We start from the raw sequence: 24,660 nt of genomic DNA, 5'->3' as shown, positions 1-24,660 counted from the left end.
ACAAGAATTACGGGAAAAATAACATAATGTGAGGGTGTACTGGGTGAGATATAAAATCATAGCAGATAGTTGCTGCGACTTAACGACAGAGCTTAAAGAAGAGATGCAAGTAACTACGATTCCATTAAACATGACATTGGGTGAAAAATGCTTCATAGATGATGACACATTGGACTTGCCTCAGTTTATGGAAGAAATGAAAGCCTGTACAACCAAGATTGGTTCCGCATCACCATCACCTATGCTGTATAAGGAAGCCTTTCAAGGCGCGCATACTTCTTTTGCCATTACATTATCCAGCAACCTGTCCAGCTCGTATTCCAGTGCATTGGTAGCAAAGGATATGGCGGAAGAAGAGGGAGCGGATGTTCATGTATTCGATTCGAAAAGCGCATCGGCTGGGCAAATCTTGTTAGCTTTAAAACTACGCAAGCTGATTGACGAAGGATATCATAAAAGCGAAATTATCTCTTCCCTAGAGAGCTTTATCAGCAAGATGAAAACCTATTTTGTTTTAGAGAATTTGGATAATTTGGTCAAGAACGGACGAATGAATAAAATTACTGGAAAGATACTCTCATTCTTGCATATCAGACCCATTTTAGGTTCAGATGGTGACGGAAACATCGCATTATTTACTCAAGCCCGTGGTCAAAATCAAATCATTGAAAAGTTGGCAGATACCATTGAAAAAAGTGGTCGAAGTACCGAAGGAGAAAGCATCGTTATTACTCATTGCAATAATCCCGGACTGGCGCAAAAGTTAATGAATACCTTGAAGAACCGCTATCAATTTAAAGATATTCATATTGTGCCCACCAGGGGAATTAGTTCAATGTATGCCAATGACAAAGGGATCATTATCGCCTTTTAAAAAGTATTCAGGGTTTATCCTCGTGCGATGGATAAACCCTTTTTAGTATATTGGGGCTTTGCATGAGTCTAAGCCTATCCCAATTTTCTAATGAGAACAGAGGCGTTTATGCTGGCTTGAGTTCCTCCGGCCTGTGTTTGCAGGGCAACAGCAGCAGTAGAGCTATGGTTACGCAGAGTAAGGACATCACCGCATGCCAGGGCGAGGATGGCTTGCCCGGTGTTCTGTTGTGTTCCCGCTCCTGAGCCGTACACGGTTCCCTCAGCCAGTACGCCATTAATAAAGATGGCGAATTGGTTAGGTTCTACACCCGACACCGAAAAGCGGACTTCATACTTTCCTGCATCGGCTACAGCAATTTGTGTAGTCCCTGGAAGGTGAGCAATCCCAGGTGTAAGTATGCCGTTCGTATCGAACATGACCTCCCCTTCAATCGAAACGAGTTGGGGCCTCACATTATAAATGTAACCGAACTGCGCTATATCACCTGTGGTTCTGGAATCCCCTTCAGCATCATGATTAATGTTCACACGTACAACTTGCTTTTTGACAATGATGTCTTTACCAAACGATTTCCGTTTCGAGCGGCTTCTTTTTTTGGGGGGCATTTCCTCAAACTTTTTTTCTAGCTTATCAAACCAGGCACGAACAAAAACATCTTTTTTACGGCCTTTTTTTTGGTTCAATTTAGGACGACCCAATACAAACACCTCCATATGGTTTGTTGTATAGTACTCCATTCATCTAGAGGAGGCATAGATATCTGTCCTGTGTTTCATAGGAAACGATCTACTTTGACTAAAAACAGGCTTCTGTACAAGGTACATTCGTCTAGTATGTAAAAAGCACCTCCAAAAGTATCCTTGGTTGTCAACTAAGGATACTTTTGGGGTGCCAGTAGTAGGCTTATATCATGATGAAGCGGTTTGAAGCCGCTTTTTGCGCACATATAGGGCGTACAGAATACCGCCAAGCAGGCACAGGATACAAGCAAATACTGCCAGTAACCAAGCTGAAGCAACTGCCCCTCCACGATCCATACTGTTTCCAAGCCATAGGGGCAGCAGGGCCCCTCCGACTCCACCTGCACCGATAAGCAGGCTGGTCGTCGATTCTTCTGTACCTGGCATCATTTTGCTGGCAAAAACAAGAGCGATGGAAAAGATGCCTGACATGCCGAGTCCCAGCAGTACGATAAGGACAAAGGCACCAGCAGTGCCTTGGATCAACGGGAACACACACAGCAGCAGAGTCGCTGCCAGTGAGCTCAGAGCGACAAAGACACCGTAGCCGTATCGATCGGCAATGTAGCCTGTGAACAACCGTCCAAAGGCCATTGCCAACCAAAAGCAGGTGACGCTGAGTGCTGCTTCGGCTTGTGTGAGACCGAGTCGCTCGATGAACATGGAAGGCAGGAAATTGGCCAGACTCATCTCTGTTCCTACGTAGATAAAGAAAAAAACGATAAATAATGCAAGGAGCCTCCAATTGCCTATAGGGCTGCTTTTAGAAGCCTTTACGGTAGGTGACTCCAGTGAATTAGTGGCACGCTTATGGTAGTCACCTCGGTGTTCTTGTTCGTCCAATAGAGCGTCCATTGTGCCAAAGGACCCGCGTAGCCAGGCTATAGTGGCTACGGCTGCAAACAAGGAGATGATGGGGAATGCCAGTCGCCACCAACCTAGAGCAATGAATTGGCTGGCGATAGCCGGCATTGCTAAGGCGCCGATCCCGAAAAAGACTTCCAGACGGCTCATAGCCGCGCCCGTTCCTTGGGTAATACCCCCAATAACAATAGTACCTATGACTGCTTCTACCATGCCGAAGCCAAATCCGGCTACTGCCCCGACGGCATATAGCCAGCCCCAAGGCGGCAGTAGTGAATATAGCACTTCAGCCGCACATAGCAGGAGTAGGGCAAATATCAGGCTTCGGCGTTTGCCAAAAGTCCGGGCAAGCCACGGTGACAGTAGGACTCCAGCCAGAAAGCCGGAAAATTGAGCGAATATCAGGCTTCCGCCATCCGTATAGTTTCTACCGTAATGCTCTAGCAACACGGGCAGTAGGGAGCCTACAACCACATGGGCTAGACCAATTAAAAAATAAGACAAGCTGCCGATCCATAGCAGTCGTTTCATGATTAACTCCTTTGGTACTAATTACCTTCATGCAGTAAAAACGAATGGTATAAGTCAGATTTGAATCATTAGGATAGCTCCAGTACTTGAAAGCCATAGCCTTCAATAGAAATATCTCCTTCCAGGAATTTTCCACTGATTAGCTCTTTTCCTTTTTGGTCATCCAGATGATATTGCTGGGTCTGGGCATTATGGTTCAGAACAAATAGATAAGACTTTCCATCTTTGGATCTTTTAGTGGCTTCAATGCCCGCAGGAGCACGCAGCAGGGATGAAATCCCTTTTTGCTCACAAATGTAGCCCAGCAGACCATCAAGGAAAGGTTGCTCAGGGTCGGAAGCGACGTACCAAGCCTCCCCTTGACCAAAACGATTGCGTGTCAGCACTGGCATGCCCTGATAGAAATCATCGCCGTATTCCGCCAGCACCTCGGCTCCTTCGCTATGCAGTAAGTCGCAGAGCAACTCACATTTATATTCACCTTCTAATACGCCCACTTTTTCTTTCAATATAATGCGATTGTGTGATTCAGGCAGAAGCGCATCAATTTCCTCCACCCAGATCCCGAGCAGATTACGCAGCTTACCAGGATATCCTCCGGTTGTGACCAGATCGTTTTCATTTACAATGCCGCTGAAAAAGGTTGTTAGGAAGGTACCGCCACGCTCTGTGAATTGTTCCAGCTTCTCAGCAGTACCCGGCTTGACCATGTAGAGTACAGGCGCGATAATGAGATCATATTTTTGGAAATCTGTATCCACAGAAATCATGTCTACCTGTACGTTGCGCCGGAAGAAGGTAGCATAATACTTATGCACCTGATCTAAGTATTTCAAGGCGACAGAAGGGCCGCTTGATTTTTCCAAAGCCCACCAATTATCCCAATCAAACAAAATAGCTACTTTGGCATGAACAGTTGCGTCAAGCAGCGTGTTGCCTAAAGCACCAAGCTCGCTGCCAAGCTGTGCCACCTCGCGAAATACACGTGTGTTCTCATGTCCGGCATGCTCAATTACAGCCCCGTGGAATTTCTCACAAGCACCGATCGAGCGGCGAAGCTGGAAAAACATGACCGTATCCGCGCCATGTGCTACAGCCTGATAACTCCATAAACGCATAACACCAGGCCGTTTAAGTGAATTATACGCCTGCCAATTCTGCTGGCTCGGTGTTTGCTCCATCAGCATAAAGGGCTGCCCATCCTTCAAGCCGCGCATCAGATCATGCGCCATCGCCGTATAGCTTATCGGGGTATTAGCTCCGGGATAACTGTCCCAAGATACTATATCCATGTGCTTAGCCCATTTAAAATAATCCAGTTGCTTAAAAAAGCCCATCAGATTGGTTGTTACCACGGCATCGGGAATATGTTTTTTAATCGCGTTATATTCCAGCAGGTAGCAATCCAGAATACTGTCTGAATTAAAGCGCGCATAATCGAGGGATATACCCTGGAATGTGGAGTGATTTTCTCCCCAATGTTCGCTTAGATTATTTGGAGGTACAATTTCATCCCAATCATAGAAGGTGTGACCCCAGAAGGAAGTATTCCACACCCGGTTTAGCTCTTCCAGTGATCCGTATTTTTGTTTGAGCCACACTCGGAACGCTGCGGCACAATTGTCACAATAGCAATCCCCGCCATACTCATTAGAAACATGCCACACCAGGATCGCGGGATGGTCTTTGTATCGCTCTGCAAGTCGGTCAGCCATCTGCTCCGCGTATTTCCGATAGGTTGGGCTGTTCGGACAAGAGTTATGGCGTCCACCGAATTTTCGCTTACGCCCGTCAGCATCGACCCGAAGAATGTCGGGATAACGGGTAGCCATCCAAGCAGGGTGCGCTGCCGTACTAGTAGCTAGACAAACGAAGATATCGCTTTCATAAAGATTATCAATTAGCTGATCTAGCCACTCAAAATGATATGTGATTTCATCAGACTGAATTTTAGCCCATGAGAAAACGTTGAGTGTGGCGATATCAATACCGGCCTGCCTGAACATCCGTAAATCCTCCTGATGCGTGGCCTCATCCCATTGCTCAGGATTGTAATCCCCACCGTAAAATACTTTAGGAAGTTTGCTGCTTATCATGCCAATCACCTCTGTATATAAGAATAATCCTATCTTATAATACAAATTAATGCTTTTAAATATAATAAAATGAACATGTATATAACAATATGGATCTACATGAGACACAAATACCGCATACGCCGGAGGTGCTTTTTATGATTTTGACTCCCCATCATTTGCGATTTTTCCTGACTACTCGTGAACACTCTTTACCTCTTTTTATTGAAAGTATCGGATTTAATAGCAGACAGGAGGATGTGTCCCGTCCAGAGGGCTATCCATGTTTTCACTGGATTCAGACGGTGTCTGGTGAGGGGATGTTTACATATAAAGGGGGGACCTTCCGTTTGGGCGAGCAGTCCGGGGTCCTGCTGCTGCCAGGCGAAGCCCATGCATACAGACGGGCGACCAAGGTATGGCGAACGTTATACATCACATTTGACGGACCCATCGCCGCTGCTGTATTGACTGCACTCGGATTGAAGCATACGCGAGGGTATCATTGGGACCCGGATAGCGAGCTGCACAGCTTTGGGGAAAACATGCTACACTCCATGGTTAGTGAACGTGATTTGTCTGGATTAGATGCTTCGGCCAATATGTACCGTTTTCTGACTCTGCTGCGTAAACATGGACAACATAGCTCGATGCCTTCCCTTTCTCATAATGTGGAACGTTTAACTCCTGTACTGACCTTTATGGAGCAAAATTATGCCAGCCCAGATGTGGGTTTAAGGGATATGGCCGTGATGATGAATGTCAGCGCTCGTCATTTAAATACATTGTTTAAGCAAGCGTTCGGTGTGACTTCGTATGCTTATCTGATTGTAATTCGGTTGCGGAAGGCGAAGGAAATGATGACGGAGTATCCGCAATTAACGGTGAAGGAGATTTCGGAGCGCGTAGGCTTCCGAGATGTCAGTCATTTTGTGGCAACATTCCGCCGAGCGGAAGGAATTACGCCTGAAAGGTTCAAAATACTGTATACATAAGGGTATTTTATCAAAATACTCTTTCTTACTCGGGAATGCTCTTTTTAGGGAGCATTCCTTATTGTTTTTTTCTGGATGAGGGAGTATAAAATAATAGTTCATTTGTTTCATCAATCTGATGTGCAGGTGACATAATAAATATACGATTCATAGTTCTTTTGCAAAACCCTCATCCAAAGAAGGAGTCAACGAAATGCTGAGTAAAGTCAAAAGGTTATTAATCGGTCGTCCGCGAAAGTCGACGGCCCTTGAAGATGAGAAACTGAATAAGCTCAAGGCACTGGCCATTCTGTCCTCAGATGCATTGTCCTCTGTAGCTTACGGCACGGAGCAAATTCTGCTGGTTTTAATTACAGCGGGCTTCGCTGCCCTATGGTATTCCATCCCTATATCCATTGCGGTGTTGGGTTTGCTTATCATCCTGATCCTGTCGTATAGACAGACCATTTTTTCCTACCCTGGTGGTGGGGGAGCCTACATTGTCGCACAGGACAATTTGGGAAAGAGTCCAAGTCTGATTGCAGGCGGCTCTCTGCTGGTCGATTATATTCTAACGGTAGCTGTTAGCTCATCGGCAGGTACAGATGCCATTACATCGGCGTTCCCATCGTTACATGATCATCGGATCGCAATTGCTTTGGTGATGATTATCTTTTTGACTATTATGAATTTGCGCGGGGTGACGGAATCTGCCTCGGTGCTGGCGATACCGATTTACTTATTTGTTGTTGCCATTTTTGTTTTGATTATTAGTGGTATCATTCACTATCTGGCAGGAGGAGCCCATGCGGCGGCGCCGCAATTTGGAGCTACGGTATCCAATGTCAGTTTGTTTCTCTTACTGAAAGCATTCAGCTCGGGCTGTTCGGCGCTAACCGGTGTAGAAGCTGTCTCCAATGCCATTCCGAACTTCCGCAAGCCTGCTGCCAAAAATGCGGCAACTACATTGATGATGATGGGCTTGATTCTCGGCTGTATGTTTATCGGAATTAGTTTGCTGGCTTATTGGTACGGTGTTCGTCCTAATCCGCAAGAAACAGTCATTTCGCAAATTGCGAATGCCACTTTTGGGCGCGGTGTGATGTACTACATCATTCAAGGTGTGACGGCGCTTATCTTGTTTTTGGCGGCCAACACAGCCTATTCAGCCTTTCCGTTGCTCGCTTTTATGCTCGCTAAGGACAAATATATGCCGCATATGTTTATGGTTCGTGGAGATCGACTCGGTTATTCTAACGGTATCCTGTTTTTGAGTATCTTCTCGGCATTGCTGGTCATCGTTTTTGGTGGCAATACCGAAAATCTCATTCCGCTTTATGCTGTAGGGGTATTTATCCCGTTTACCCTGTCGCAGCTTGGTATGATGATTCGATGGATTCGGCTCAAACCTGCTGGCTGGGTCGTCAAGCTGGCTATTAATACGGTTGGGATGCTAACCACGCTGTCGATTACGCTCATCTTTATCTTCACTAAGTTTAGCCAGGTGTGGGTAGTCTTTATCTTCCTGCCTTTGGTACTGTATTTCTTTATGAAGATCAACAAACATTACAAAAATACGGCTGAACAACTGCGCATTGATATCACGAAGGACAAACCTATGGTCAAAGGCAATACGATTATTATTCCGGTGGCAGGCATTACACGAGTCGTTATGAATACCATCAGCTATGCCAAAACCTTGTCGGACAATGTGGTTGCTGTATATGTGGGTGTGGATGATGAAGCGATTCAAAAAATGGAACAGAAGTGGGAAGAGTGGGATGTAGGTATACGTTTAGTAGTGCTGAGATCCCGTTATCGCAGCATCATTAATCCGCTCCGCAAGTTCATCGATACAGTAGAGTGGAAAAAGGCAGACGAGGACCATATCACAGTTCTCATTCCACAATTTATCACTAAACACTGGTGGGAAAATATACTGCACAATCAGACCAGTTTGCTGATGAGAGCTTATTTAATCAATTACAAAGACGTCATCGTAACGACCGTACCTTTTCATTTAAACAAATAAAGCCATATTAATACTCATTAGTATGATAAAATCAACACTTTTTGACCGCATCTTGGTGCGGTCGGAGGGTGTTTTTTTACATAATGGGGATATTTACTTGGGTGATACATTTTGTGTATTATGGATACAAAACGTATCATTAAGAATTGTTATGGAGGGATACGATGCCCGAAGACAAGGGGAAGATGGAACAAGATAAGTTGCAATTTGTAGATACGCTAAGGGCGCTGGCGATTATCGGAGTGTTACTTGTGCATGTCAGTCAGTATGTGGACGGATTAAACGGTTGGTTGCAAAAAGGCTTGAGCATAGGAGCCAAAGGAGTCGCTTTATTTTATATGGCTAGCGCTTTTACGCTGTTTCTATCTCTGAGCAGGCGTTCGAGTGACAAGAGAGAAGGAATGGTGGCCTACCTGTTGCGTCGTTTTTTTCGGATTGCACCCTTGTATTACATAATGTTAGGAATCTATTTAGTTGTAAATGGGACAGGTCCGCGATTTTGGCTTGGAGATCAGGAGGGAATTACTGTCACTAATATTGCAGCCCATGCTCTGTTTTTGAATGGTCTCAATCCGTATTGGATCAACAGCATTATCGGTGTGGAATGGTCCATTGCGGTGGAATGTATGTTTTATCTATTTATCCCCCTCTTATTTAAGTTGATTCAATCGGTTCGCCATGCGACTTGGTTTGTCGTGATGGTGCTTGTGGCAAGCTTCGGGTTAAATACGGTGTTTGCTCAATATCCATTGATTAGTGATCAATCTTTATGGGGGCATTATTTGTATTTATGGTTTCCGAATCAGTTGCCTGTCTTTGGGCTGGGGATATTGTTGTTTTTCATTTGGAAAGACGAGCGTCATTGGAAAAGTGTAGACCCGCTCAGTGGGGGGCTTCTGCTTGTTACTGTGCTGTTTGCGTTTTTTGGAGGTATGACGGATTATCTCATAGGTGTTGGCTTGCTGTTAGGGGCGTATGCTTTGTATCATTGGCAGCCGAAATGGCTACTTAATCGCGTGTGGTCATGGATCGGCCGCCTCAGCTACAGCATGTATTTGACGCATATGCTGGTCCTGGGACTAATCGTACAGATTAAATTACCGTTTGCTCCCTTAGTCAGCCTCTCACTTCTGTTCATCATGACGTTGCTATTCACCGTCGGACTTTCCTGGTTTACCTACACGTGGATAGAACAGCCCGGCATCCGATTGGGGAAAAAGCTTATATCACGTATAAAATCTGTACGCGAGCAGGAAGATTCGGTCAAAGAAAGTGTTGCCTAGTTGCAACTTGAAGCAGCATCAGATAACATTTGGTTGAAGTGCTTGAATAAATCTACGAAATTATTGAAAAGACCTCTTGAAAAGTAGCTCCCAGCCCTTTATATTCGATGTACATCCAAGTTTTTGAATACACCGATGAGGTTTGTTGGAATTGTAAAGGAGATGCACGTATGCTTTTGGAGCCACTTGGCTTTTTACTTTTCTCTACACTGGAAGGAGTAGCTGTTTTTGCGCTGATTCTCAGTATCTTTAAAGTTAGAATGACTCCCTATCTATGGCAGGCTATTTTTGTGAATCTGATTATGAACCTGCAAAGCTATTTGCTCCGAGAGGAATTTTCACTCTCCTATTTAGTACCTGTCATTAATATGCTGCTTTTTATTTTTTTACTTGCTACGGTGGTGAAGATTCCGATTGTTTGGTCAGGTATTATGACAGTTACTGGTTATTTTGCATATGCCGTTATTCAGTCGGTACTCCTGAAAGCTATGTTCGGTAACCTACCGGTTGCTGAGCTGCAGAACGGTTCCTTGAAGGGCTATCTGTTACAAGTGGTTAGCACAGCGACAGGACTACTTATTTCATTTATATTGTATCGAAAAGAGATCGGCTTTTCCCCAAATTTCAAAAAGCTTAAGTTCAAAGAGGAATATGGCATTGTCATCACACTGATCATTCTGTCTCTCGTTTCAACCTCTATTGTGCTTTACTATAGTGAGGTATGGTTGAGTATGATATTTTTTGCACTGGTATCGGGATTTTTTATCTACTATGCAGTCGGAAAGGAATACCGAGATGATTGAAACGATGGCTTTCAAACTTGCTAACCAGATTAAACGTACTGTGCCTGATCATCCGGCCTCCGTCCCAGTACTTAAATACGCACTTGCTCTCATTCTGAATGCGTCTATGATCATCGTGTTGACACTATTCGCCTCATTCTTCACGGGGCGGATGGTCGAAGCTGTAACGATTCTCGTCGCTTTTGCCTTGCTGCGCCAAGTATCTGGTGGTATTCACTTGAAAACGGGTATGGCATGTGTGCTGGTGACCTCTGTAGCTTTTACATACATATCTTGCATTTCCTTAAATAATGGGTTGACAAACCTGTTTACCGGAATCGCTCTCATTCTTGTTTTATGCTTTGCCCCGTCCAGAATTGAAAAGCAGTCGCGCATTCCAGTGCGATTTTATCCCCTCTTGCGATTGTTATCTTCCTTGCTTGTATGTACTAACTTTGTAATAGGTTCTTCTGTAGTGGCTGTTGCTTTTTTGGTTCAAAGCCTAACATTAATCCGGGGAAGGAGGTGAGTGGAATGATGAAAAAAGTAGTATACGGGTTAGCCACATCGTTGTCTATGTTCGCGACTTTTGCTGTATCAGTGGCAAGTTATGTGTATGTTTATCAAGGAGATACACCCGAGGAACTGCTGAAATAAGCAAAATGCAGAATAGAAAAAATAATACATAGAGCTGCTATGAAGCAGCTTCTTTTTATGCAAAAAAAACAGGCGCTCTACGAAAGAGCGCCCGAATGGGAGAGGAGAAACCGGACGAAGAGCTTATGGGGAAACGTAAGTTCTTCTCCGCGGTTGTCTACGACATTGGTTGAATGCCGATATCCTAAGGATGCCCAGGAGATGGTTTTTTATACCTGCTTCATCACTAAGTTTTTCAAACGGCGATGCATGTGGTACGATAACGTCATAATCTTTATATGGTTATGAACACATATAGAAAATAGGTGAGTTTCAGCGTGAGAGTGGTATCGGGTAGTGCCAAAGGAAGGCCGTTAAAGGCAGTTCCCGGCACCGGGACGCGACCGACCACGGATAAGGTCAAGGAAGCGCTATTTAGCATGATAGGTCCTTATTTTGATGGAGGAGTCGCGCTTGATTTGTTTGCTGGCAGTGGCGGCCTGGGTATAGAGGCGCTTAGTCGGGGAATGGACAAGGCAGTTTTTATTGATATGGAATCCAAAAGCATTGATGTCATTAAAGAAAATTTGCGAAAAACTGGATTGGAAGGAAAGGCAGAAGTGTTCCGCAATGATGCCGGACGAGCGCTTAAGGCGCTGGCAAAACGTGGAGCTCTTTTTGATGCTGTTTTTCTGGACCCGCCTTATCGTCTCAAGCACGGGGATGAATTGATGAGCCGCATGGCCGAGTTGGACTTGCTTCGTTCAGGTGCAATCATCGTGCTGGAGTATGAATCGGGACATGAGTATCCGATAAGTTTCGGACCGTTTGAACAGGTTAGAAAAGCGGTCTATGGTGAAACAGCGTTATCCATTTATCACTTTGATGATGCTTTGTCAGACGCCGAAGAACATACAGAAGACGAAGGGGTCAAATTCGGCATCACCGAATCAGACGGGGAGGACCATCATGATTGAGCACAAACCACGTATTGCCGTATATCCGGGAACCTTTGATCCCGTGACGATGGGGCATCAGGATATTATTCAAAGAGCGGCCCGACAGTTTGATTTACTGATCGTCGCGGTTCTTAACAATATTAGTAAAAATCCGCTGTTTTCACTTGAGGAGCGAATGGAGCTGCTACGTACGGTAACTCGCGATATTCCAAACGTTGAAGTGGACAGCTTCCGTGATCTGACAGCCAATTATGTACGCCAAAAAGGGGCTCAGGTTATTGTCAGAGGAATTCGGTCAGTGACCGATTTTGAATATGAACTCCAATTAGCCTCTACAAATCATAAGTTGAACCCGGATGCGGAAACGATCTTTATGATGACCAACCCGGCTTATTCATATCTGAGTTCCAGTATGGTGAAGGAAATTGCGCATTTTGATGGCAAGGTCGTAGATCTGGTGTCACCAGAGGTGGAAGACGCACTGCGTGCCAAGGTTAGCGCGAATCGCGGTGGCTCCACCATGAAGTCATAAAGGAAACGGCGAGCAGAGCAAGTATAATCGTACTCAGAAGTACAACGGACAGTACGGTTAGTTGCCAGGGGTACATGGATGTTCCTACTATTTGTGTTAATAAGCTGCTGGCTCCGGCCATGACAGATTGCGATCCGGAATCATTTACACTTTCGGCAAAAGAAGATACAGAACTGCGGCTGACGTAAGCAGGAATTGTATTACTGACAATGTGGCTAAGCGGAGTCCATGCCGCCAAGGTTAGTCCAAAAGCAATGATCCCATGTAGCACTCGTGATAAGGTGAAGGTGATGCCCTTGTCGGAAGGTTTGGTGACGGCGGTAATTTGAAGCCAGCCGCACAAGCCGCCCCAGCCCAACACAGCACTGATCAGCGCTGCTTGTGTACGGAGATCGTAGGGCAGGCGGCTGATTTCATAGGAACCCAGATGGATTTCCATCCAGGCAGGCCACACCATAGAAAGCGTTCCTTGACCTGAGTATAAGGTCAGCAGCCGAATCAGTACGGAAAAGAAAATAATGAATCCACCTGTCACCATCAGCATCTGTACAGCATGGGATACGGTTTCGCCTAACAGTTTTCCAAAGCTGCGGCCATCCCGTTCTCTGGCAGAGCGGGTAGCTTCCCATGCGGATCGGATCAGGGAGGTGGTAGTGCGGGAAACAGAAGCGCGCCGGATGGCAGCTGGCGTTTCCCGTTTTTTCGATTTTTTGGACGAATCAGGTATTCTGGCTGTGATCCAGCCTGCCAGCAGCCCGGAAATCCAGTGAACGGCAAGTAACAGCCCACCTACAGCAGCATTGTGCAGCAGTCCTGTGCCAATGACGAGCAGGATCGTAATCGGATTGCAGAAATGAGCGATAGCGGTCAGACGTCGAAGCTGAAGCGCGGTCATATCCTCCTGTTGTGCCCATTGGCGTACCGCTTCCGCAGCAGCCGGGAATCCCGCAGTTAGACCGAGGGCCAATACCCAGCCGCTTCGTCCCGGCAGCCGAAACCAGGATCGCATGAACGGCTCCAGCAGAACACCTAGACCATGTACCAGACCAAAGGCGATGAGCATTTCAGATAGCATCAAAAAAGGCAGCATGGCCGGGAAAATAATGCTCCACCATAATTTAAGTCCCTGGGTAGAGGCTTGAAATACTTCTTCTGGTGAGGCAACAATAGCCATTACAAGCAAAATGGCTCCGAGGCCAAGCAGCAAGGTTGTCCAGTAAGGAGCAGGGCGGGCTTCCTTTTGCATCAAAGATTTCACCTCTCATAAATATACTAAGGAGAGTCGGATGCTGTCTCCAGCGTTATTCACCTTCATTGTCTGGATATAGGTTGCTCGTACATGTTGTCGTAAACAATGTATGCTTTTTTGAAAGGCTTGAGAACAGGTGGTGCAGAGGCACTTGGGTAAGATAAGAGAAGTTAGGCTGCAAGGGGGAGAAGCAATGATGCGAATTAACCGGAAAAGAGCCTTTTTTACAACCGGTTATGTCTTAATGCTGGCTGCAATGGTCTATGTGCTGGTTTATATGCCAACCCCTTATCTGATCTATGGACCAGGTGGGGCAAACGAGATCAAACCGATGGTTAAAGTACAGGAAGGTGATAGCAACGAACGGGGGAGCTTTATGATGACGACGGTATCGGCGCGATATGCCAATGTCATCATGCTAGCTATGTCCAAACTGGACAGCAACTCGGAGATTCAGCGCAAAGAGGATCGTCTGCATGGCAGAAGTGAAGATGAATATGCAGCAGAGCAGGTATGGTATATGGGGGATTCCCAATCTTCCGCGATGGAGGCTGCCTATACCCGTGCCCATGTTTCCTATCGCATTGTGCCGAATTATGTGTATGTATTTAAGGTTCCGGGACCGAACAGCGTGTTTGAGCCCGGAGATGAAATATTAGAGTTAAACGGTACGAGGGTAACTGATAATCATTCCATTCGGAAGGCATTGGAGGATGAGAAACCCGGAACGCTGGCTAAAGTGAAACTAAAGCGCGATGGAAAGTTGCTGGCAGTGCAAGCTCCATTAACAACCATCACGGACAGTGAGACGAGAAAACAACGTTCCGGGTTTGGTGTCAGTATTGCTACAGTACAGAACGTAGAGCCAAAGGATGGACGTAAAACGATTCATTTTACATCCACGGATGTCGGCGGACCTTCGGCAGGTTTGATGTTTACTATGGAAATCTATAACCAGTTGACGCCAGGTGACTTAAGTAAGGGATATCGTGTAGCCGGTACGGGTACTATTGATAAGGACGGTCAGGTTGGAGCGATTGGTGGCGCCAAGTATAAAATCGTCGCTGCTGACCGTCAGGGTGCGGAATTGTTTTTCGTCCCGGCGGATAATTATAAAGAGGCCAAAGCCAAAGCAGAGCAAATCGGAACCCAGATGAAGCTTGTCCCGGTTCGCAAGCTTGGCGATGCGCTGAATTATATGGAAAAGCTGCCTATTAAACCATAAGGGGCGGTCGCAAGTAATCAGCATACATGTCACGTATGGCGGGACGCGGCATCCCGACTGCATGTATGGCGGCTGCGGCAGTATCCCAGTCCAGATGGGCATGTGATCCGGCAGACGGCTTGACCCATACTGGCAGGGTGGCGGTGTCTTTCATTCGCGCCAGCAGGTCGCGTCCAGCCCTATTAAAGCCGAGTACGCGGATATAGCCGGGACCTTTCGCCAGCTCAGTGGGAGTCATATCAGCTTTGGCATGATTCAGCAAAATATGTGTACACATCCGCTGAAGCTTTGTACGAGTATAGCGCTTTGTCTTGACAGCGGCAAACAGGGCCTCCATAGAGGGATGAGGCAGCGTGTACAGCGATTGCTGTAGGCGATGCTCCAGCCCTTCGGTGACCTCGTGCAGCTCCGCCAGCTGCTGCGGGCTACGCGTGATCAGGGCGTTCAGCAACGGCTGGCAGAACGCTTCCCAATGCAGCGGGGCACGTTCTTCTTGCCACTCGCGCTGCAAAATCTCCAGGGTCGCCGCAGGTACGTACGGCGACGCGGCCTTCGGCCCGCCGTCCAGCAGCAGACGGCGGATGGCTGTGGCGCTGGCGATGACTCCGTCCGCAGGCGCCACCGTCTCATGGTAGCCCGATCCCGTGCGGGCCACCGTAAAGGGCTTGATTGTGCTGCCCAGCCGTTCCAGCGCAATCAAGTAATGCAGCCCGAGCGTATTGTTGGGCTGCTGCATGAGAGCGGCGAGCGCAGCACCGTCCGCTCCTTCGGCCGCCAGCGCGGCTGCGGCTCCTGCGTAGGCGGCAGGATAACTTGCGCCCTTGCTCAGGCGCTGGGCGATGCCGGCCTTGAGTTCGGCCGGCTCTGCCGCCAGCACGCGGGCCAGCGTGTGCAGCTGGGCGATGTCTCCGCTCTCGCTGCCGAAGCAGAGCGCGTCGACGATGCCCGTCGCGCAGAGCAGGGTCACCGCGCCGCGGGCAAACCATTCTGCGGGCTGGACAGCATAGGCCACAGGCAGCTCCAGAACCAGGTCTACGCCCATAGCAAGTGCCATTTCGGTGCGTGACCATTTGTCTGTAATCGCGGGTTCGCCTCGTTGAAGGAAGGGACCGCTCATCACAGCCACCGTTCGCTGTGCACCAGTGATACGAAGAGACTCCTTCCAGTGATGGACATGTCCGTTATGCAGGGGATTATACTCTACAATGATACCGAGTGTTTTCAAGACTGTATGTCGGCTCCTTTCTTGAAGTAACTTATTTGATAACTATTTTGAATGAGTGGTTTACTACTAGCGAATGCATGTTTTCAGGGCAGCTATCTGATATTTCATCATGCACTTGAACAAGACCATTGAGACCTGGAGCAAAAAGCTTTATACTCGCATTATTGTACACGAAGAGTGGCGGGGGTACGAATACTCACAGGTACATGATAAATACAACACATTTTTGCATCCGCATAGATCTTGCCGAACCATTGGAAAATCGATGGATTTGTAAGTGGTGTAAAGTGAAAGGTGTTGACAAACGACTCGATCAGTCGGTATAATAATTTTTGTTTGTTTGGAGTGATAGTGATGCAACTATTTTTTCGCAAAGTAGCAACAAGTGACGGTCCCTTTCCTATCTGTGAATCTCTTAATGTGAGTGAATTGGTGGATGATCGTGCTGATGTTACAGCCGTTTCCCCGCTGGAGACCGACTTGGTCGCCGTTAGTCTGGGTCAAGGCTCGATGAGTGTGGAAGGCACGTTGACCGCAGGTCTGGACATGCTTTGCTCCCGCTGTTTGAGCCCGATGCACGAGGATTTGAATATTGAATTTCGTGAACGGTTTAAGCAAACCTCATCTTCAAATGTTGAAGAGGAGGATGAAGATGGCGATTTTATCGCAGTGCCGGAGGATTCCTTCGACATTGCACCGTATTGTGAAGAACTGTTTGTACTGCATGTGCCGTTTGCGCCTATATGCAGTGAGGATTGTCAGGGGATCGCGCCAGCGGCCGGACAAGACTGGAGCCTTGGCTCTGACGACAGTAACGATAGTGATACGGAAAAGATTGATCCGCGTCTGGCAGGGCTTAAGGATTTTTTTAAATGAGAATTGAGTTCAATTCTGAAAAAAATCATCATCCGCTTGTGCCGGGAAGTTATTAAACCGATACGTGGATGTTGCAGGCTTGATTCACCGGCTGTAAGATCATTGTCTTCTGGCATTTTCTTTCGGTCTTGAATGAGATAAGAAGTCATACCCGTCATGCGGGGTTGATCTGTTTAAGGAGGTGGGAATAATGGCAGTACCTCAACGGAGAACATCCAAAACTCGTCGCGACAAACGTCGTACTCACTTTAAACTGGAAGTACCAGGTATGGTGAAATGCTCCGAATGCGGCGAATTGAAACTTGCTCACCATGTGTGCAAAGTTTGCGGAACGTACAAAGCTAGAGAGATCATCTCTCAATAATGTCCGATAAGCGGATTCTTTGGAATATTCGCAGAGAAAGTAGCGCTTCACTACAGTGAGGCGCTACTTTTTTTATCAGCATGCTTTCTTTTTGCGTCAGCATGCTATATACTGTTTTAGTACCAGGTTCTAAGAAAGAAGGGCCTAAAGGGTTCCTTTATACATACAAGAAGACAAACCGGCTTGAAATTTAGCCGTTAGAACGTGAAGTAACCTTGAACTGTCGGTTGAACGGCAGTTTACTGTAGGGAAAGGAAAGGAGGCGTCACTGATATCGAACGTTTGCCGAAGAGACAGAGACAGCAACGGCTGACTCAATTAATTGATGATAATCCGTTCGTGACGGATCAGGAATTGACAAGACAGTTGAAGGTAAGCATTCAGACCATTCGGCTGGACCGGATGGAACTGGGAATCCCAGAATTACGGGAGCGGCTAAAGCTGATGGCTGAACGCTCCTACGATCAGGTTCGTTCCTTGCCTTTACATGAAGTAATTGGGGACATCGTTGATCTCCAGTTGGATCAAAGTGGTATTTCGATTTTTGAAATCAAAGAGGAACATACTTTTTCACGTACAGGCATTGCGCGAGGACATTATGTGTTTGCACAGGCCAATTCATTGGCCGTTGCCGTAATTAACGATGAGATAGCATTGACCGCTTCAGCGGATATTCGCTTTGTTCGTCCGGTTCATTTGGGTGAAAAATGTATTGCCAAGGCATATGTACGCTCAAATCCAGAACAAAAAGGGAAGGCCAAAGTGGAAGTGTTTGCTTACGTAGGAGAAGAAATGGTATTCCAAGGCAACTTTGTCATTTATCGCTCCACGGAGGAAGAGTATAGCGAAGGAGGAAGTCAGCATGCGGATCGCCATTGATGCCATGGGAGGAGATAATGCTCCTGAGGCGACAGTAGAGGGCGCGTTATCTGCGGCGGCGGAATGGAAGGATACAGACATTACGCTGGTTGGTGACCGGGAACGGATTGAAGCGGTTTTGAACGGGAGGGCGCTGCCGACGAACCTCACCATTCGCCATGCGTCCGAAACGATAGATGCACAAGACGAACCTGTAAAGGCAGTGCGGCGTAAAAAGGATGCCTCCATGGTCGTAGCGGGTCGAATGGTTAGAGAAGGCGAAGCGGATGCCATGATTTCCGCAGGTAATACAGGCGCTCTAATGACTACAGGATTACTAGTGGTTGGAAGAATGGAGGGCATTGAGCGTCCGGCTCTTGCGCCGATGATACCGACGATTGATGATCAAGGTATTCTGGCGCTGGACTTGGGGGCCAATATGGATGCTAAGCCTGAACATCTTGCCCAGTACGCACTGATGGGGAGCTTGTACCGTCAGAAAGTTCACGGAGTGGCTTCTCCAAGGGTAGGTCTGCTGAATGTTGGGACTGAAGCAGGAAAAGGCAATGAACTAACAAAGCTGGCGTATCCTCTTATTGAGCAGTTACCTGTCAATTTTGTGGGGAATGTTGAATCCAGAGATGTGTTAACCGGAAATTGTGATGTACTGGTGTGCGACGGATTCGCCGGAAACATTATGCTAAAATCGCTAGAGGGAACAGCCGGAGCGATATTTTCTCTCCTTAAAGAGCAGTTCACCAAATCCTTAAAGACCAAGCTTGCGGCAGCCTTGATTATGCCTGAACTTCGGGGGCTGAAAGGGAAACTCGATTATAAAGAGCACGGCGGGGCTCCTTTGTTGGGGTTGAGCGGACTCGTCTTAAAAAGTCACGGTTCGTCTGATGGCATTGCCGTCAAAAATGCGGTAAGGCAGGCTCGTACGGCCTTGCAAAACCGGTTGGTGGAAAGTATATCCAAGGAAATCAGCAGGAAGTGAGTGACGATATGAATAAATTACGGCCGGTTGGTGTTATCGGAACAGGGAAATACGTACCTGAGAAAATTCTGACCAATAAAGATTTGGAAGAAATCGTTGAAACAAGTGATGAGTGGATTGTTAGCCGTACAGGGATTCAGGAGCGCCATATTGCTGCTCCTGAGCAGGCTACATCTGATTTGGCTTATGAAGCAGCAGTTAAGGCGTTGGAGTCTGCGGGTATGACGGCACAAGATCTGGACCTGATTATAGTAGCTACGGTTACACCAGATATGGCGTTTCCGTCAACTGCTTGCATTCTTCAGGACAAGTTGGGGGCCAAAGGCGCAGCGGCTTTCGATTTGTCTGCTGCATGCTCGGGTTTTGTGTACGGGCTGGCTACGGCAACGAGTTTCATTAAGACAGGTATTTATAACAATGCATTAATCATTGGTGCAGACTGCCTTTCCCGGATTACAGATTATACTGACCGCAACACCTGCGTTCTTTTCGGAGATGGAGCAGGAGCTGTAGTGATTGGTGAAGTACCCGAAGGTAGAGGATTCCAATCCTTTGATCTGGGGGCTGAAGGCGCTGGAGGCACCTTGCTCAAGTTGGAAGCTGGAGGCTCACGTTTGCCTGCGAGTGCGGACACACTGGCAAATAAACAGCACTATATTTACATGAATGGACGCGAAGTGTTCAAGTTCGCGGTTCGCGTTATGGGAACAGCAACGGTTGATGTGTTGGAAAAAGCAGGATTGTCCAAAGACGACATCGATCTGTTCGTTCCGCATCAAGCCAATATCCGAATTATCCAATCAGCAATGCAACGTTTGGATTTGCCAGAGGAAAAGGTAGTTATTAATGTTAATAAATATGCGAATACATCCGCAGCATCCATTCCTCTTGCTCTTGTGGAAGCAGCTGAGGAAGGCCGCATGAAGGAAGGCGACCGTATACTAATGGTGGGCTTTGGTGGCGGTTTGACTTGGGGTGCGTCGGTTCTTATCTGGTAATTAAGTGGAAGATTTGATATAATATTGAATTTGTCTGGTGTTTTACAGAAGAAGCATTGGATACAGAGAGGTGCATGCACGATGGGCAAAACGGCATTTATATTTCCCGGTCAGGGTTCACAAGCTGTAGGTATGGCTAAAGATGCTTATGAAGCAGTTCCGGCTGCAACAGAAGTATTCCGTAAAGCGGACGAACGTTTGGGTTTCGCGCTAAGCACACTGATCTTTGAAGGGCCTGACACAGCCTTGAAGCAAACATCCAATACGCAGCCTGCGCTGTTAACGGCGAGCATTGCGTTGTATGAAGCGTTCAAGGAAAAGGGCATCCGCCCTGATTATGTGGCTGGGCACAGTCTAGGAGAGTACAGTGCTCTAGTGGCTTCCGGTGTTCTCACATTTGAGGATGCAGTTGAGACTGTTCGTGCACGTGGTCAGTTTATGGAGCAGGCCATTCCTGATGGACAAGGCGGGATGGCTGCTGTGCTGGGCGCTGATCGTGAAGCATTGGCAGCATTGTGCCGTGATATTACGGAATCTGGTCAACTGGTTGAACTGGCCAACATCAACTGTCCCGGACAGATTGTTGTATCCGGTACACAGGCGGGCGTAGCTGCTGTCGCTGAACGTGTGAAGGAAGCAGGCGGCAAGCGTGCTATTACTTTGGAGGTCAGCGGACCTTTTCACTCGTCATTGATGAAGGAAGCGGCAGACAAGCTCTCCGATAAATTGGAGACTGTGAAATTTGCTGAAGCCCAGATTCCGGTTGTGACCAATGTGACAGCAAAACCTGTACGTGAGGGAAGTGAAATTCGCCAACTGTTGGTGGAACAGGTCTATTCCCCGGTACTATGGGAAGACAGCGTAGCATGGCTGCTGGAACAAGGGGTGGACACCTTTGTTGAGTTCGGACCGGGAAGTGTTTTGACCGGACTGGTTAAAAAGATTGACAAAACGGTTAAGCTGTATAACATGAGTAGCCTGGAGTCGTTTGCTTCTATAACAGAAGCCCTAGAGGCCCGTTAAAAGTATTAATGATTACCTTTACGGGTTAAATACTTGCAAGGGAGGATAATGATGTCTAAGCCATTAAGTGGAAAAACAGCGCTGGTTACGGGAGCATCGCGCGGAATTGGCCGTAGCATCGCACTGGCGCTGGCTGAAGCAGGCGCTAATGTTGCAGTAAACTATGCTGGTAGTGAAGCGGCTGCGACTGAGGTAGCAGAGCTGATTCGTGCCAAAGGTGTGGAAGCTATTACAGTTCAGGCTAATGTGGGACGTGCTGAAGAAGCTGATCAGTTGATCAAGGATGTGGTCGGCGCTTGGGACAAGATTGATATCCTGGTGAATAATGCTGGCATAACAAGAGATAATTTAATCATGCGGATGAAAGAAGAGGAATTCGATCAGGTGATCGAAACGAATCTCAAGGGTGTGTTTAATTGTCTCAAAGCGGCGACACGTCCAATGATGAAGCAGCGTTCCGGCCGAATTATCAATATCTCTTCCGTTGTTGGTGTGCTTGGTAACGCAGGACAAGCCAACTATGTTGCTGCTAAAGCGGGAGTGATTGGTCTTACTAAATCCTCTGCTAGAGAGCTTGCCTCAAGAGGAATTACAGTCAACTGCGTGGCTCCTGGATTCATTGATACTGAAATGACGCAGGTGCTGGCTGATGATTTGCGTGACAATATGCTTAGCGGTATTCCGCTGGCCCGTCTTGGACGGCCTGAGGAAATTGCAGATGTGGTGCTATTCTTGGCCTCGGATGCTTCCTCATATATGACGGGCCAGACTTTGCATGTGGATGGCGGCATGTATATGTAGTTCATGTTGCCAATCCGCATGCCCCGATGGAGAGTAGTTAATGAAAACTCTCTTCTATGGCATTTTAATTGTAATTTTCGTATAATACCATAAGGAGGAGGTGAGCCGGATGTCCGATGTATTGGAGCGCGTAAAACGCATTGTCGTTGACCGTTTGGGAGCCGACGAAGCCGAAGTTACACTTGAAGCATCTTTTAAAGATGATTTAGGCGCTGATTCTCTCGATGTAGTTGAATTGGTTATGGAATTGGAAGATGAGTTTGATATGGAAATCTCTGATGAAGATGCAGAGAAAATTACAACTGTAGGTGAAGTTGTGAAGTACATACAATCTCATACCTAATTCATGTCATCAAAAGTCCCGTTCTGTTACAGGCGGGACTTTCTCCTAATTATACAGATTGAACTAAAGACGGAATTGTCGTGTGTTTTTGAATTTGCTTAGCTTCACTTCGTCAACGGCTGAGTATAATGCGGCATTACTAACTTTAGTTGATTCTATATTATTTTTGTACACAAGCGTGTGCGATCTAAAAATACAATTTGCAGTAGACATAGAGGTGATTATCTTTGAAACAACGTGTTGTCATAACAGGAATGGGTGTAATCACTTCGCTGGGACAGGATTTGAACACACTATGGGATAATCTGATGGCTGGTAAATCTGGTATCAGTAAAATCGAAGCTTTCGATACAAGTGAGTACACTACGAAAATAGCCGCTTCCATTAAAGATTTTAATCCAGAGGATTATATCGATCGTAAGGATGCGCGCAAAATGGACCGATTTGTGCAGTTCGCGGTTGCTGCTAGTAAATTGGCACTTGAGGACAGTAAGCTCGTAATCGGAGAAAATGTGGATGCCGAGCGAGTTGGTGTATCTGTCGGTTCTGGTATTGGCGGATTGGGTACTTGGGAAGATCAGCATAATGCATTGATCGAAAAGGGACCTAAACGCGTAAGCCCTTTCTTCATCCCGATGATGATTGCTAATATGGGTTCCGGTCAAGTTTCGATTTCACTCGGTGCTAAGGGCCCCAATACATCGCCAGTTACGGCTTGTGCCACAGGTAGTCATGCCATTGGTGATTCCTTCCGCATGATTCAGCGTGGTGACGCTGACGCTATGATTTGCGGCGGTGCCGAAGCGACGATTCGCCCGATTGGTATTGCTGGATTTTGCTCCATGAGAGCGATGTCCACACGTAACGATGAGCCGGAAAAGGCAAGTCGTCCATTTGACACCGAAAGAGACGGGTTTGTTATGGGCGAAGGCTCTGGTGTTCTGATTCTGGAATCGTTGGATCATGCCTTGAAGCGTGGTGCACATATTTACGGCGAAGTGATTGGCTACGGTCTTTCTGGTGATGCCCATCATATGACAGAGCCGGATCCAGAGGGAGCAGCACGCTGCATTAGAATGGCGATCCGTGATGCTGGGTTGAATCCTGAAGATATCGATTATATCAATGCGCACGGTACATCTACACCGGTTGGTGACAAGTCGGAAACAGAAGCAGTCAAGAAAACGCTTGGAGAGCATGCCTATAAGGTAGCGATCAGCTCAACCAAGTCGATGACAGGGCATCTACTGGGTGCAGCGGGAGGTGTTGAAGCTGTAATCTGTGGTCTTGCGCTTCAACATCAGACGATTCCGCCAACAATTAATTTGGATAATCAAGACCCGGCTTGTGATCTTGATTATGTGCCTAATGAGCCAAGAAAAGCGGAACTGAATGTGGTTATGTCCAATTCCTTTGGTTTTGGCGGTCACAATGCTACGGTTATTCTAAAAAAATATGAAGCGTAAGGGGTCAGTTCGTTGAGTGGAGACTTGAAGCAATTACAGCAGAAACTTCATATTCAATTCAACAATCGGCAGCTTCTGAAGCAGGCCTTTACGCACGCTTCCTACGTAAACGAACATCGGTTCAGTCAGCATGCAGATAATGAGCGTCTGGAATTTCTGGGTGACGCTGTACTGGAGCTGACGGTGTCCGAGCAATTGTACAATCAGTACCCTAACCGGCCCGAAGGCGAACTAACCAAGTTGCGTGCAGCTATTGTCTGTGAGCCTTCTTTGGTGAAGTTTGCTGTCGGGCTTGAGTTCGGGCAGTATGTACTGCTTGGAAAAGGTGAAGAGCTGACAGGCGGACGTACTCGTCCTGCTCTGTTGGCTGATGTGTTCGAGGCGTTCGTAGGCGCGCTTTATTTGGATCAGGGTCTGGAAGCCGTCCGGTCGTTTCTAGAACGTTATATTTTTCCTCAAATTGTATTAAATGGTAAGCTTCAGATGAGTGATTTCAAAACAGAGCTTCAGGAACTGACACAGCATCATAACATGGGGATGCTTGAATACAAAATTGTCGAGGAACGCGGACCTGCCCATGAGCGCGAGTTTGTAGCCGAGGTATATATGGACAGTGAACGGTTGGGAGCAGGTACAGGACGCTCTAAAAAAGAAGCTGAGCAGCAAGCGGCGGCAGTTGCTTTAAACCGTTTGAAGCTGGCGGAATCGTAATCGGTACCTGAGCGACCCGAACGGGGGACGCAAGCAGAGGACACAAAGTAAGAGCAAAGGGCAGTCCGCGGGGAGTCCCGGCCCGTAATGGCGAATGGACTGCGTTTTGCTCTTTTTTCGTGGCTTTACTGCTATAACGTGAGCGTCGATACTGTGCTTTTTCCACATTAGTCTTATGCTACAATAGGGATAATTCATATCAATCAGGTCAATGGTGTTGTACAAGCATATTTGAATGT

25 protein-coding genes are annotated in these 24,660 nt (G+C 47.0%); 20 read left to right on the top strand and 5 right to left on the bottom strand.

The window, feature by feature from the left end:
• Positions 1–43: 43 nt before the first annotated feature.
• The gene (locus G7035_RS25425) at positions 44–874 is read left to right on the top strand and encodes a DegV family protein (RefSeq protein ID WP_019686966.1); all 831 of its coding nucleotides are present in this window, start codon (positions 44–46) and stop codon (positions 872–874) included.
• A gap of 74 nt (positions 875–948) precedes the next feature.
• Here G7035_RS25425 and G7035_RS25420 read toward each other — a convergent pair whose 3' ends face one another.
• The 3 genes from G7035_RS25420 to G7035_RS25410 all read right to left on the bottom strand — a co-directional run bounded on the left by G7035_RS25420 (position 949) and on the right by G7035_RS25410 (position 5,108).
• Positions 949–1,575: a BclA C-terminal domain-containing protein gene (locus tag G7035_RS25420; RefSeq protein ID WP_019686967.1), complete on the bottom strand. Its 627-nt coding sequence runs from the start codon at positions 1,573–1,575 to the stop codon at positions 949–951.
• Positions 1,576–1,785: 210 nt separating this feature from the next.
• The gene (locus tag G7035_RS25415) at positions 1,786–3,012 is read right to left on the bottom strand and encodes an MFS transporter (protein WP_016819257.1); all 1,227 of its coding nucleotides are present in this window, start codon (positions 3,010–3,012) and stop codon (positions 1,786–1,788) included.
• A gap of 68 nt (positions 3,013–3,080) precedes the next feature.
• A complete protein-coding gene (locus tag G7035_RS25410; RefSeq protein WP_019686968.1) occupies positions 3,081–5,108 on the bottom strand; it encodes a beta-galactosidase in 2,028 nt (675 codons plus the stop codon).
• A 137-nt stretch (positions 5,109–5,245) separates the two neighbouring features.
• Here G7035_RS25410 and G7035_RS25405 point away from each other — a divergent pair, with 137 nt between their 5' ends.
• The 8 genes from G7035_RS25405 to coaD all read left to right on the top strand — a co-directional run bounded on the left by G7035_RS25405 (position 5,246) and on the right by coaD (position 12,285).
• Entirely contained in the window at positions 5,246–6,082 is an 837-nt protein-coding gene (locus G7035_RS25405; RefSeq protein ID WP_019686969.1) for an AraC family transcriptional regulator, read from the top strand.
• A 193-nt stretch (positions 6,083–6,275) separates the two neighbouring features.
• Positions 6,276–8,093 carry an APC family permease gene (locus G7035_RS25400; RefSeq protein WP_013370622.1) on the top strand — a complete coding sequence of 606 codons (1,818 nt, stop codon included), beginning with the start codon at positions 6,276–6,278 and terminating at the stop codon, positions 8,091–8,093.
• A gap of 164 nt (positions 8,094–8,257) precedes the next feature.
• The gene (locus G7035_RS25395) at positions 8,258–9,376 is read left to right on the top strand and encodes an acyltransferase family protein (protein ID WP_019686970.1); all 1,119 of its coding nucleotides are present in this window, start codon (positions 8,258–8,260) and stop codon (positions 9,374–9,376) included.
• A 170-nt stretch (positions 9,377–9,546) separates the two neighbouring features.
• Positions 9,547–10,179 carry a hypothetical protein gene (locus tag G7035_RS25390; protein ID WP_019686971.1) on the top strand — a complete coding sequence of 211 codons (633 nt, stop codon included), beginning with the start codon at positions 9,547–9,549 and terminating at the stop codon, positions 10,177–10,179.
• On the top strand, positions 10,172–10,687 hold the full coding sequence (locus G7035_RS25385) for an accessory gene regulator ArgB-like protein (protein ID WP_016819262.1): 516 nt from the start codon (positions 10,172–10,174) through the stop codon (positions 10,685–10,687). The genes G7035_RS25390 and G7035_RS25385 overlap by 8 nt, the downstream gene beginning before the upstream one ends.
• Positions 10,688–10,692: 5 nt before the next feature.
• Complete coding sequence (locus tag G7035_RS25380; RefSeq protein WP_013370626.1) at positions 10,693–10,815, top strand: cyclic lactone autoinducer peptide; 123 nt, start codon at positions 10,693–10,695, stop codon at positions 10,813–10,815.
• A 317-nt stretch (positions 10,816–11,132) separates the two neighbouring features.
• Positions 11,133–11,771, top strand: a complete 639-nt coding sequence (gene rsmD / locus G7035_RS25375) for a 16S rRNA (guanine(966)-N(2))-methyltransferase RsmD (protein WP_019686972.1) — start codon at positions 11,133–11,135, stop codon at positions 11,769–11,771.
• The gene (coaD, locus tag G7035_RS25370) at positions 11,764–12,285 is read left to right on the top strand and encodes a pantetheine-phosphate adenylyltransferase (protein WP_016819264.1); all 522 of its coding nucleotides are present in this window, start codon (positions 11,764–11,766) and stop codon (positions 12,283–12,285) included. Before rsmD ends, coaD begins: the two co-directional genes overlap by 8 nt.
• Here coaD and G7035_RS25365 read toward each other — a convergent pair.
• On the bottom strand, positions 12,248–13,531 hold the full coding sequence (locus G7035_RS25365) for a nucleoside recognition domain-containing protein (protein ID WP_019686973.1): 1,284 nt from the start codon (positions 13,529–13,531) through the stop codon (positions 12,248–12,250). The genes coaD and G7035_RS25365 overlap by 38 nt on opposite strands.
• A gap of 196 nt (positions 13,532–13,727) precedes the next feature.
• On the opposite strand from G7035_RS25365, the gene G7035_RS25360 reads away from it, so the two are divergent.
• Complete coding sequence (locus tag G7035_RS25360; protein WP_019686974.1) at positions 13,728–14,759, top strand: SepM family pheromone-processing serine protease; 1,032 nt, start codon at positions 13,728–13,730, stop codon at positions 14,757–14,759.
• Here G7035_RS25360 and G7035_RS25355 read toward each other — a convergent pair.
• Entirely contained in the window at positions 14,749–15,984 is a 1,236-nt protein-coding gene (locus tag G7035_RS25355) for a nucleotidyltransferase (RefSeq protein WP_019686975.1), read from the bottom strand. The two genes, G7035_RS25360 and G7035_RS25355, sit on opposite strands and share 11 nt — an antisense overlap.
• Before the next feature lie 354 nt (positions 15,985–16,338).
• Here G7035_RS25355 and G7035_RS25350 point away from each other — a divergent pair, with 354 nt between their 5' ends.
• The 10 genes from G7035_RS25350 to rnc all read left to right on the top strand — a co-directional run bounded on the left by G7035_RS25350 (position 16,339) and on the right by rnc (position 24,421).
• Positions 16,339–16,860: a YceD family protein gene (locus G7035_RS25350; protein ID WP_019686976.1), complete on the top strand. Its 522-nt coding sequence runs from the start codon at positions 16,339–16,341 to the stop codon at positions 16,858–16,860.
• 190 nt (positions 16,861–17,050) lie between these two features.
• Positions 17,051–17,224, top strand: a complete 174-nt coding sequence (rpmF, locus tag G7035_RS25345; RefSeq protein ID WP_013370634.1) for a 50S ribosomal protein L32 — start codon at positions 17,051–17,053, stop codon at positions 17,222–17,224.
• Between the two features lie 282 nt (positions 17,225–17,506).
• Positions 17,507–18,103: a transcription factor FapR gene (gene fapR / locus G7035_RS25340; RefSeq protein WP_019686977.1), complete on the top strand. Its 597-nt coding sequence runs from the start codon at positions 17,507–17,509 to the stop codon at positions 18,101–18,103.
• Positions 18,087–19,079 (top strand): phosphate acyltransferase PlsX, encoded by a 993-nt coding sequence (plsX, locus tag G7035_RS25335; protein ID WP_016819269.1) that lies wholly within the window; start codon positions 18,087–18,089, stop codon positions 19,077–19,079. Before fapR ends, plsX begins: the two co-directional genes overlap by 17 nt.
• 8 nt (positions 19,080–19,087) lie before the next feature.
• The gene (locus G7035_RS25330) at positions 19,088–20,077 is read left to right on the top strand and encodes a beta-ketoacyl-ACP synthase III (RefSeq protein ID WP_016819270.1); all 990 of its coding nucleotides are present in this window, start codon (positions 19,088–19,090) and stop codon (positions 20,075–20,077) included.
• An 81-nt stretch (positions 20,078–20,158) separates the two neighbouring features.
• Positions 20,159–21,100: an ACP S-malonyltransferase gene (gene fabD / locus G7035_RS25325; RefSeq protein WP_016819271.1), complete on the top strand. Its 942-nt coding sequence runs from the start codon at positions 20,159–20,161 to the stop codon at positions 21,098–21,100.
• Positions 21,101–21,151: 51 nt separating this feature from the next.
• Positions 21,152–21,901 carry a 3-oxoacyl-[acyl-carrier-protein] reductase gene (fabG, locus tag G7035_RS25320; RefSeq protein WP_016819272.1) on the top strand — a complete coding sequence of 250 codons (750 nt, stop codon included), beginning with the start codon at positions 21,152–21,154 and terminating at the stop codon, positions 21,899–21,901.
• Positions 21,902–22,010: 109 nt separating this feature from the next.
• Entirely contained in the window at positions 22,011–22,244 is a 234-nt protein-coding gene (locus tag G7035_RS25315; RefSeq protein WP_007429985.1) for an acyl carrier protein, read from the top strand.
• A 227-nt stretch (positions 22,245–22,471) separates the two neighbouring features.
• The gene (fabF, locus tag G7035_RS25310) at positions 22,472–23,710 is read left to right on the top strand and encodes a beta-ketoacyl-ACP synthase II (protein WP_016819273.1); all 1,239 of its coding nucleotides are present in this window, start codon (positions 22,472–22,474) and stop codon (positions 23,708–23,710) included.
• Positions 23,711–23,722: 12 nt separating this feature from the next.
• On the top strand, positions 23,723–24,421 hold the full coding sequence (rnc, locus tag G7035_RS25305; RefSeq protein WP_013309856.1) for a ribonuclease III: 699 nt from the start codon (positions 23,723–23,725) through the stop codon (positions 24,419–24,421).
• The last annotated feature ends 239 nt before the right edge of the window (positions 24,422–24,660 follow it).

Origin of the sequence: Paenibacillus polymyxa, assembly GCF_015710975.1 — a bacterium.
GTDB classification, from domain to species: domain Bacteria; phylum Bacillota; class Bacilli; order Paenibacillales; family Paenibacillaceae; genus Paenibacillus; species Paenibacillus polymyxa.
Note: the sequence above shows the minus strand (reverse complement) of the source record. Positions and strands in the feature narration are given on the sequence as shown.

Coding starts and splice junctions, on each gene's coding strand:
- G7035_RS25415 (WP_016819257.1), bottom strand. CDS start 3,012: ATGAAACGACTGCTATGGATCGGCAGCTTGTCTTATTTTTTAATTGGT.
- G7035_RS25410 (WP_019686968.1), bottom strand. CDS start 5,108: ATGATAAGCAGCAAACTTCCTAAAGTATTTTACGGTGGGGATTACAAT.
- G7035_RS25405 (WP_019686969.1), top strand. CDS start 5,246: ATGATTTTGACTCCCCATCATTTGCGATTTTTCCTGACTACTCGTGAA.
- G7035_RS25400 (WP_013370622.1), top strand. CDS start 6,276: ATGCTGAGTAAAGTCAAAAGGTTATTAATCGGTCGTCCGCGAAAGTCG.
- G7035_RS25395 (WP_019686970.1), top strand. CDS start 8,258: ATGCCCGAAGACAAGGGGAAGATGGAACAAGATAAGTTGCAATTTGTA.
- G7035_RS25390 (WP_019686971.1), top strand. CDS start 9,547: ATGCTTTTGGAGCCACTTGGCTTTTTACTTTTCTCTACACTGGAAGGA.
- G7035_RS25385 (WP_016819262.1), top strand. CDS start 10,172: ATGATTGAAACGATGGCTTTCAAACTTGCTAACCAGATTAAACGTACT.
- G7035_RS25380 (WP_013370626.1), top strand. CDS start 10,693: ATGATGAAAAAAGTAGTATACGGGTTAGCCACATCGTTGTCTATGTTC.
- coaD (WP_016819264.1), top strand. CDS start 11,764: ATGATTGAGCACAAACCACGTATTGCCGTATATCCGGGAACCTTTGAT.
- G7035_RS25365 (WP_019686973.1), bottom strand. CDS start 13,531: ATGCAAAAGGAAGCCCGCCCTGCTCCTTACTGGACAACCTTGCTGCTT.
- G7035_RS25360 (WP_019686974.1), top strand. CDS start 13,728: ATGATGCGAATTAACCGGAAAAGAGCCTTTTTTACAACCGGTTATGTC.
- G7035_RS25350 (WP_019686976.1), top strand. CDS start 16,339: ATGCAACTATTTTTTCGCAAAGTAGCAACAAGTGACGGTCCCTTTCCT.
- rpmF (WP_013370634.1), top strand. CDS start 17,051: ATGGCAGTACCTCAACGGAGAACATCCAAAACTCGTCGCGACAAACGT.
- plsX (WP_016819269.1), top strand. CDS start 18,087: ATGCGGATCGCCATTGATGCCATGGGAGGAGATAATGCTCCTGAGGCG.
- G7035_RS25330 (WP_016819270.1), top strand. CDS start 19,088: ATGAATAAATTACGGCCGGTTGGTGTTATCGGAACAGGGAAATACGTA.
- fabD (WP_016819271.1), top strand. CDS start 20,159: ATGGGCAAAACGGCATTTATATTTCCCGGTCAGGGTTCACAAGCTGTA.
- fabG (WP_016819272.1), top strand. CDS start 21,152: ATGTCTAAGCCATTAAGTGGAAAAACAGCGCTGGTTACGGGAGCATCG.
- G7035_RS25315 (WP_007429985.1), top strand. CDS start 22,011: ATGTCCGATGTATTGGAGCGCGTAAAACGCATTGTCGTTGACCGTTTG.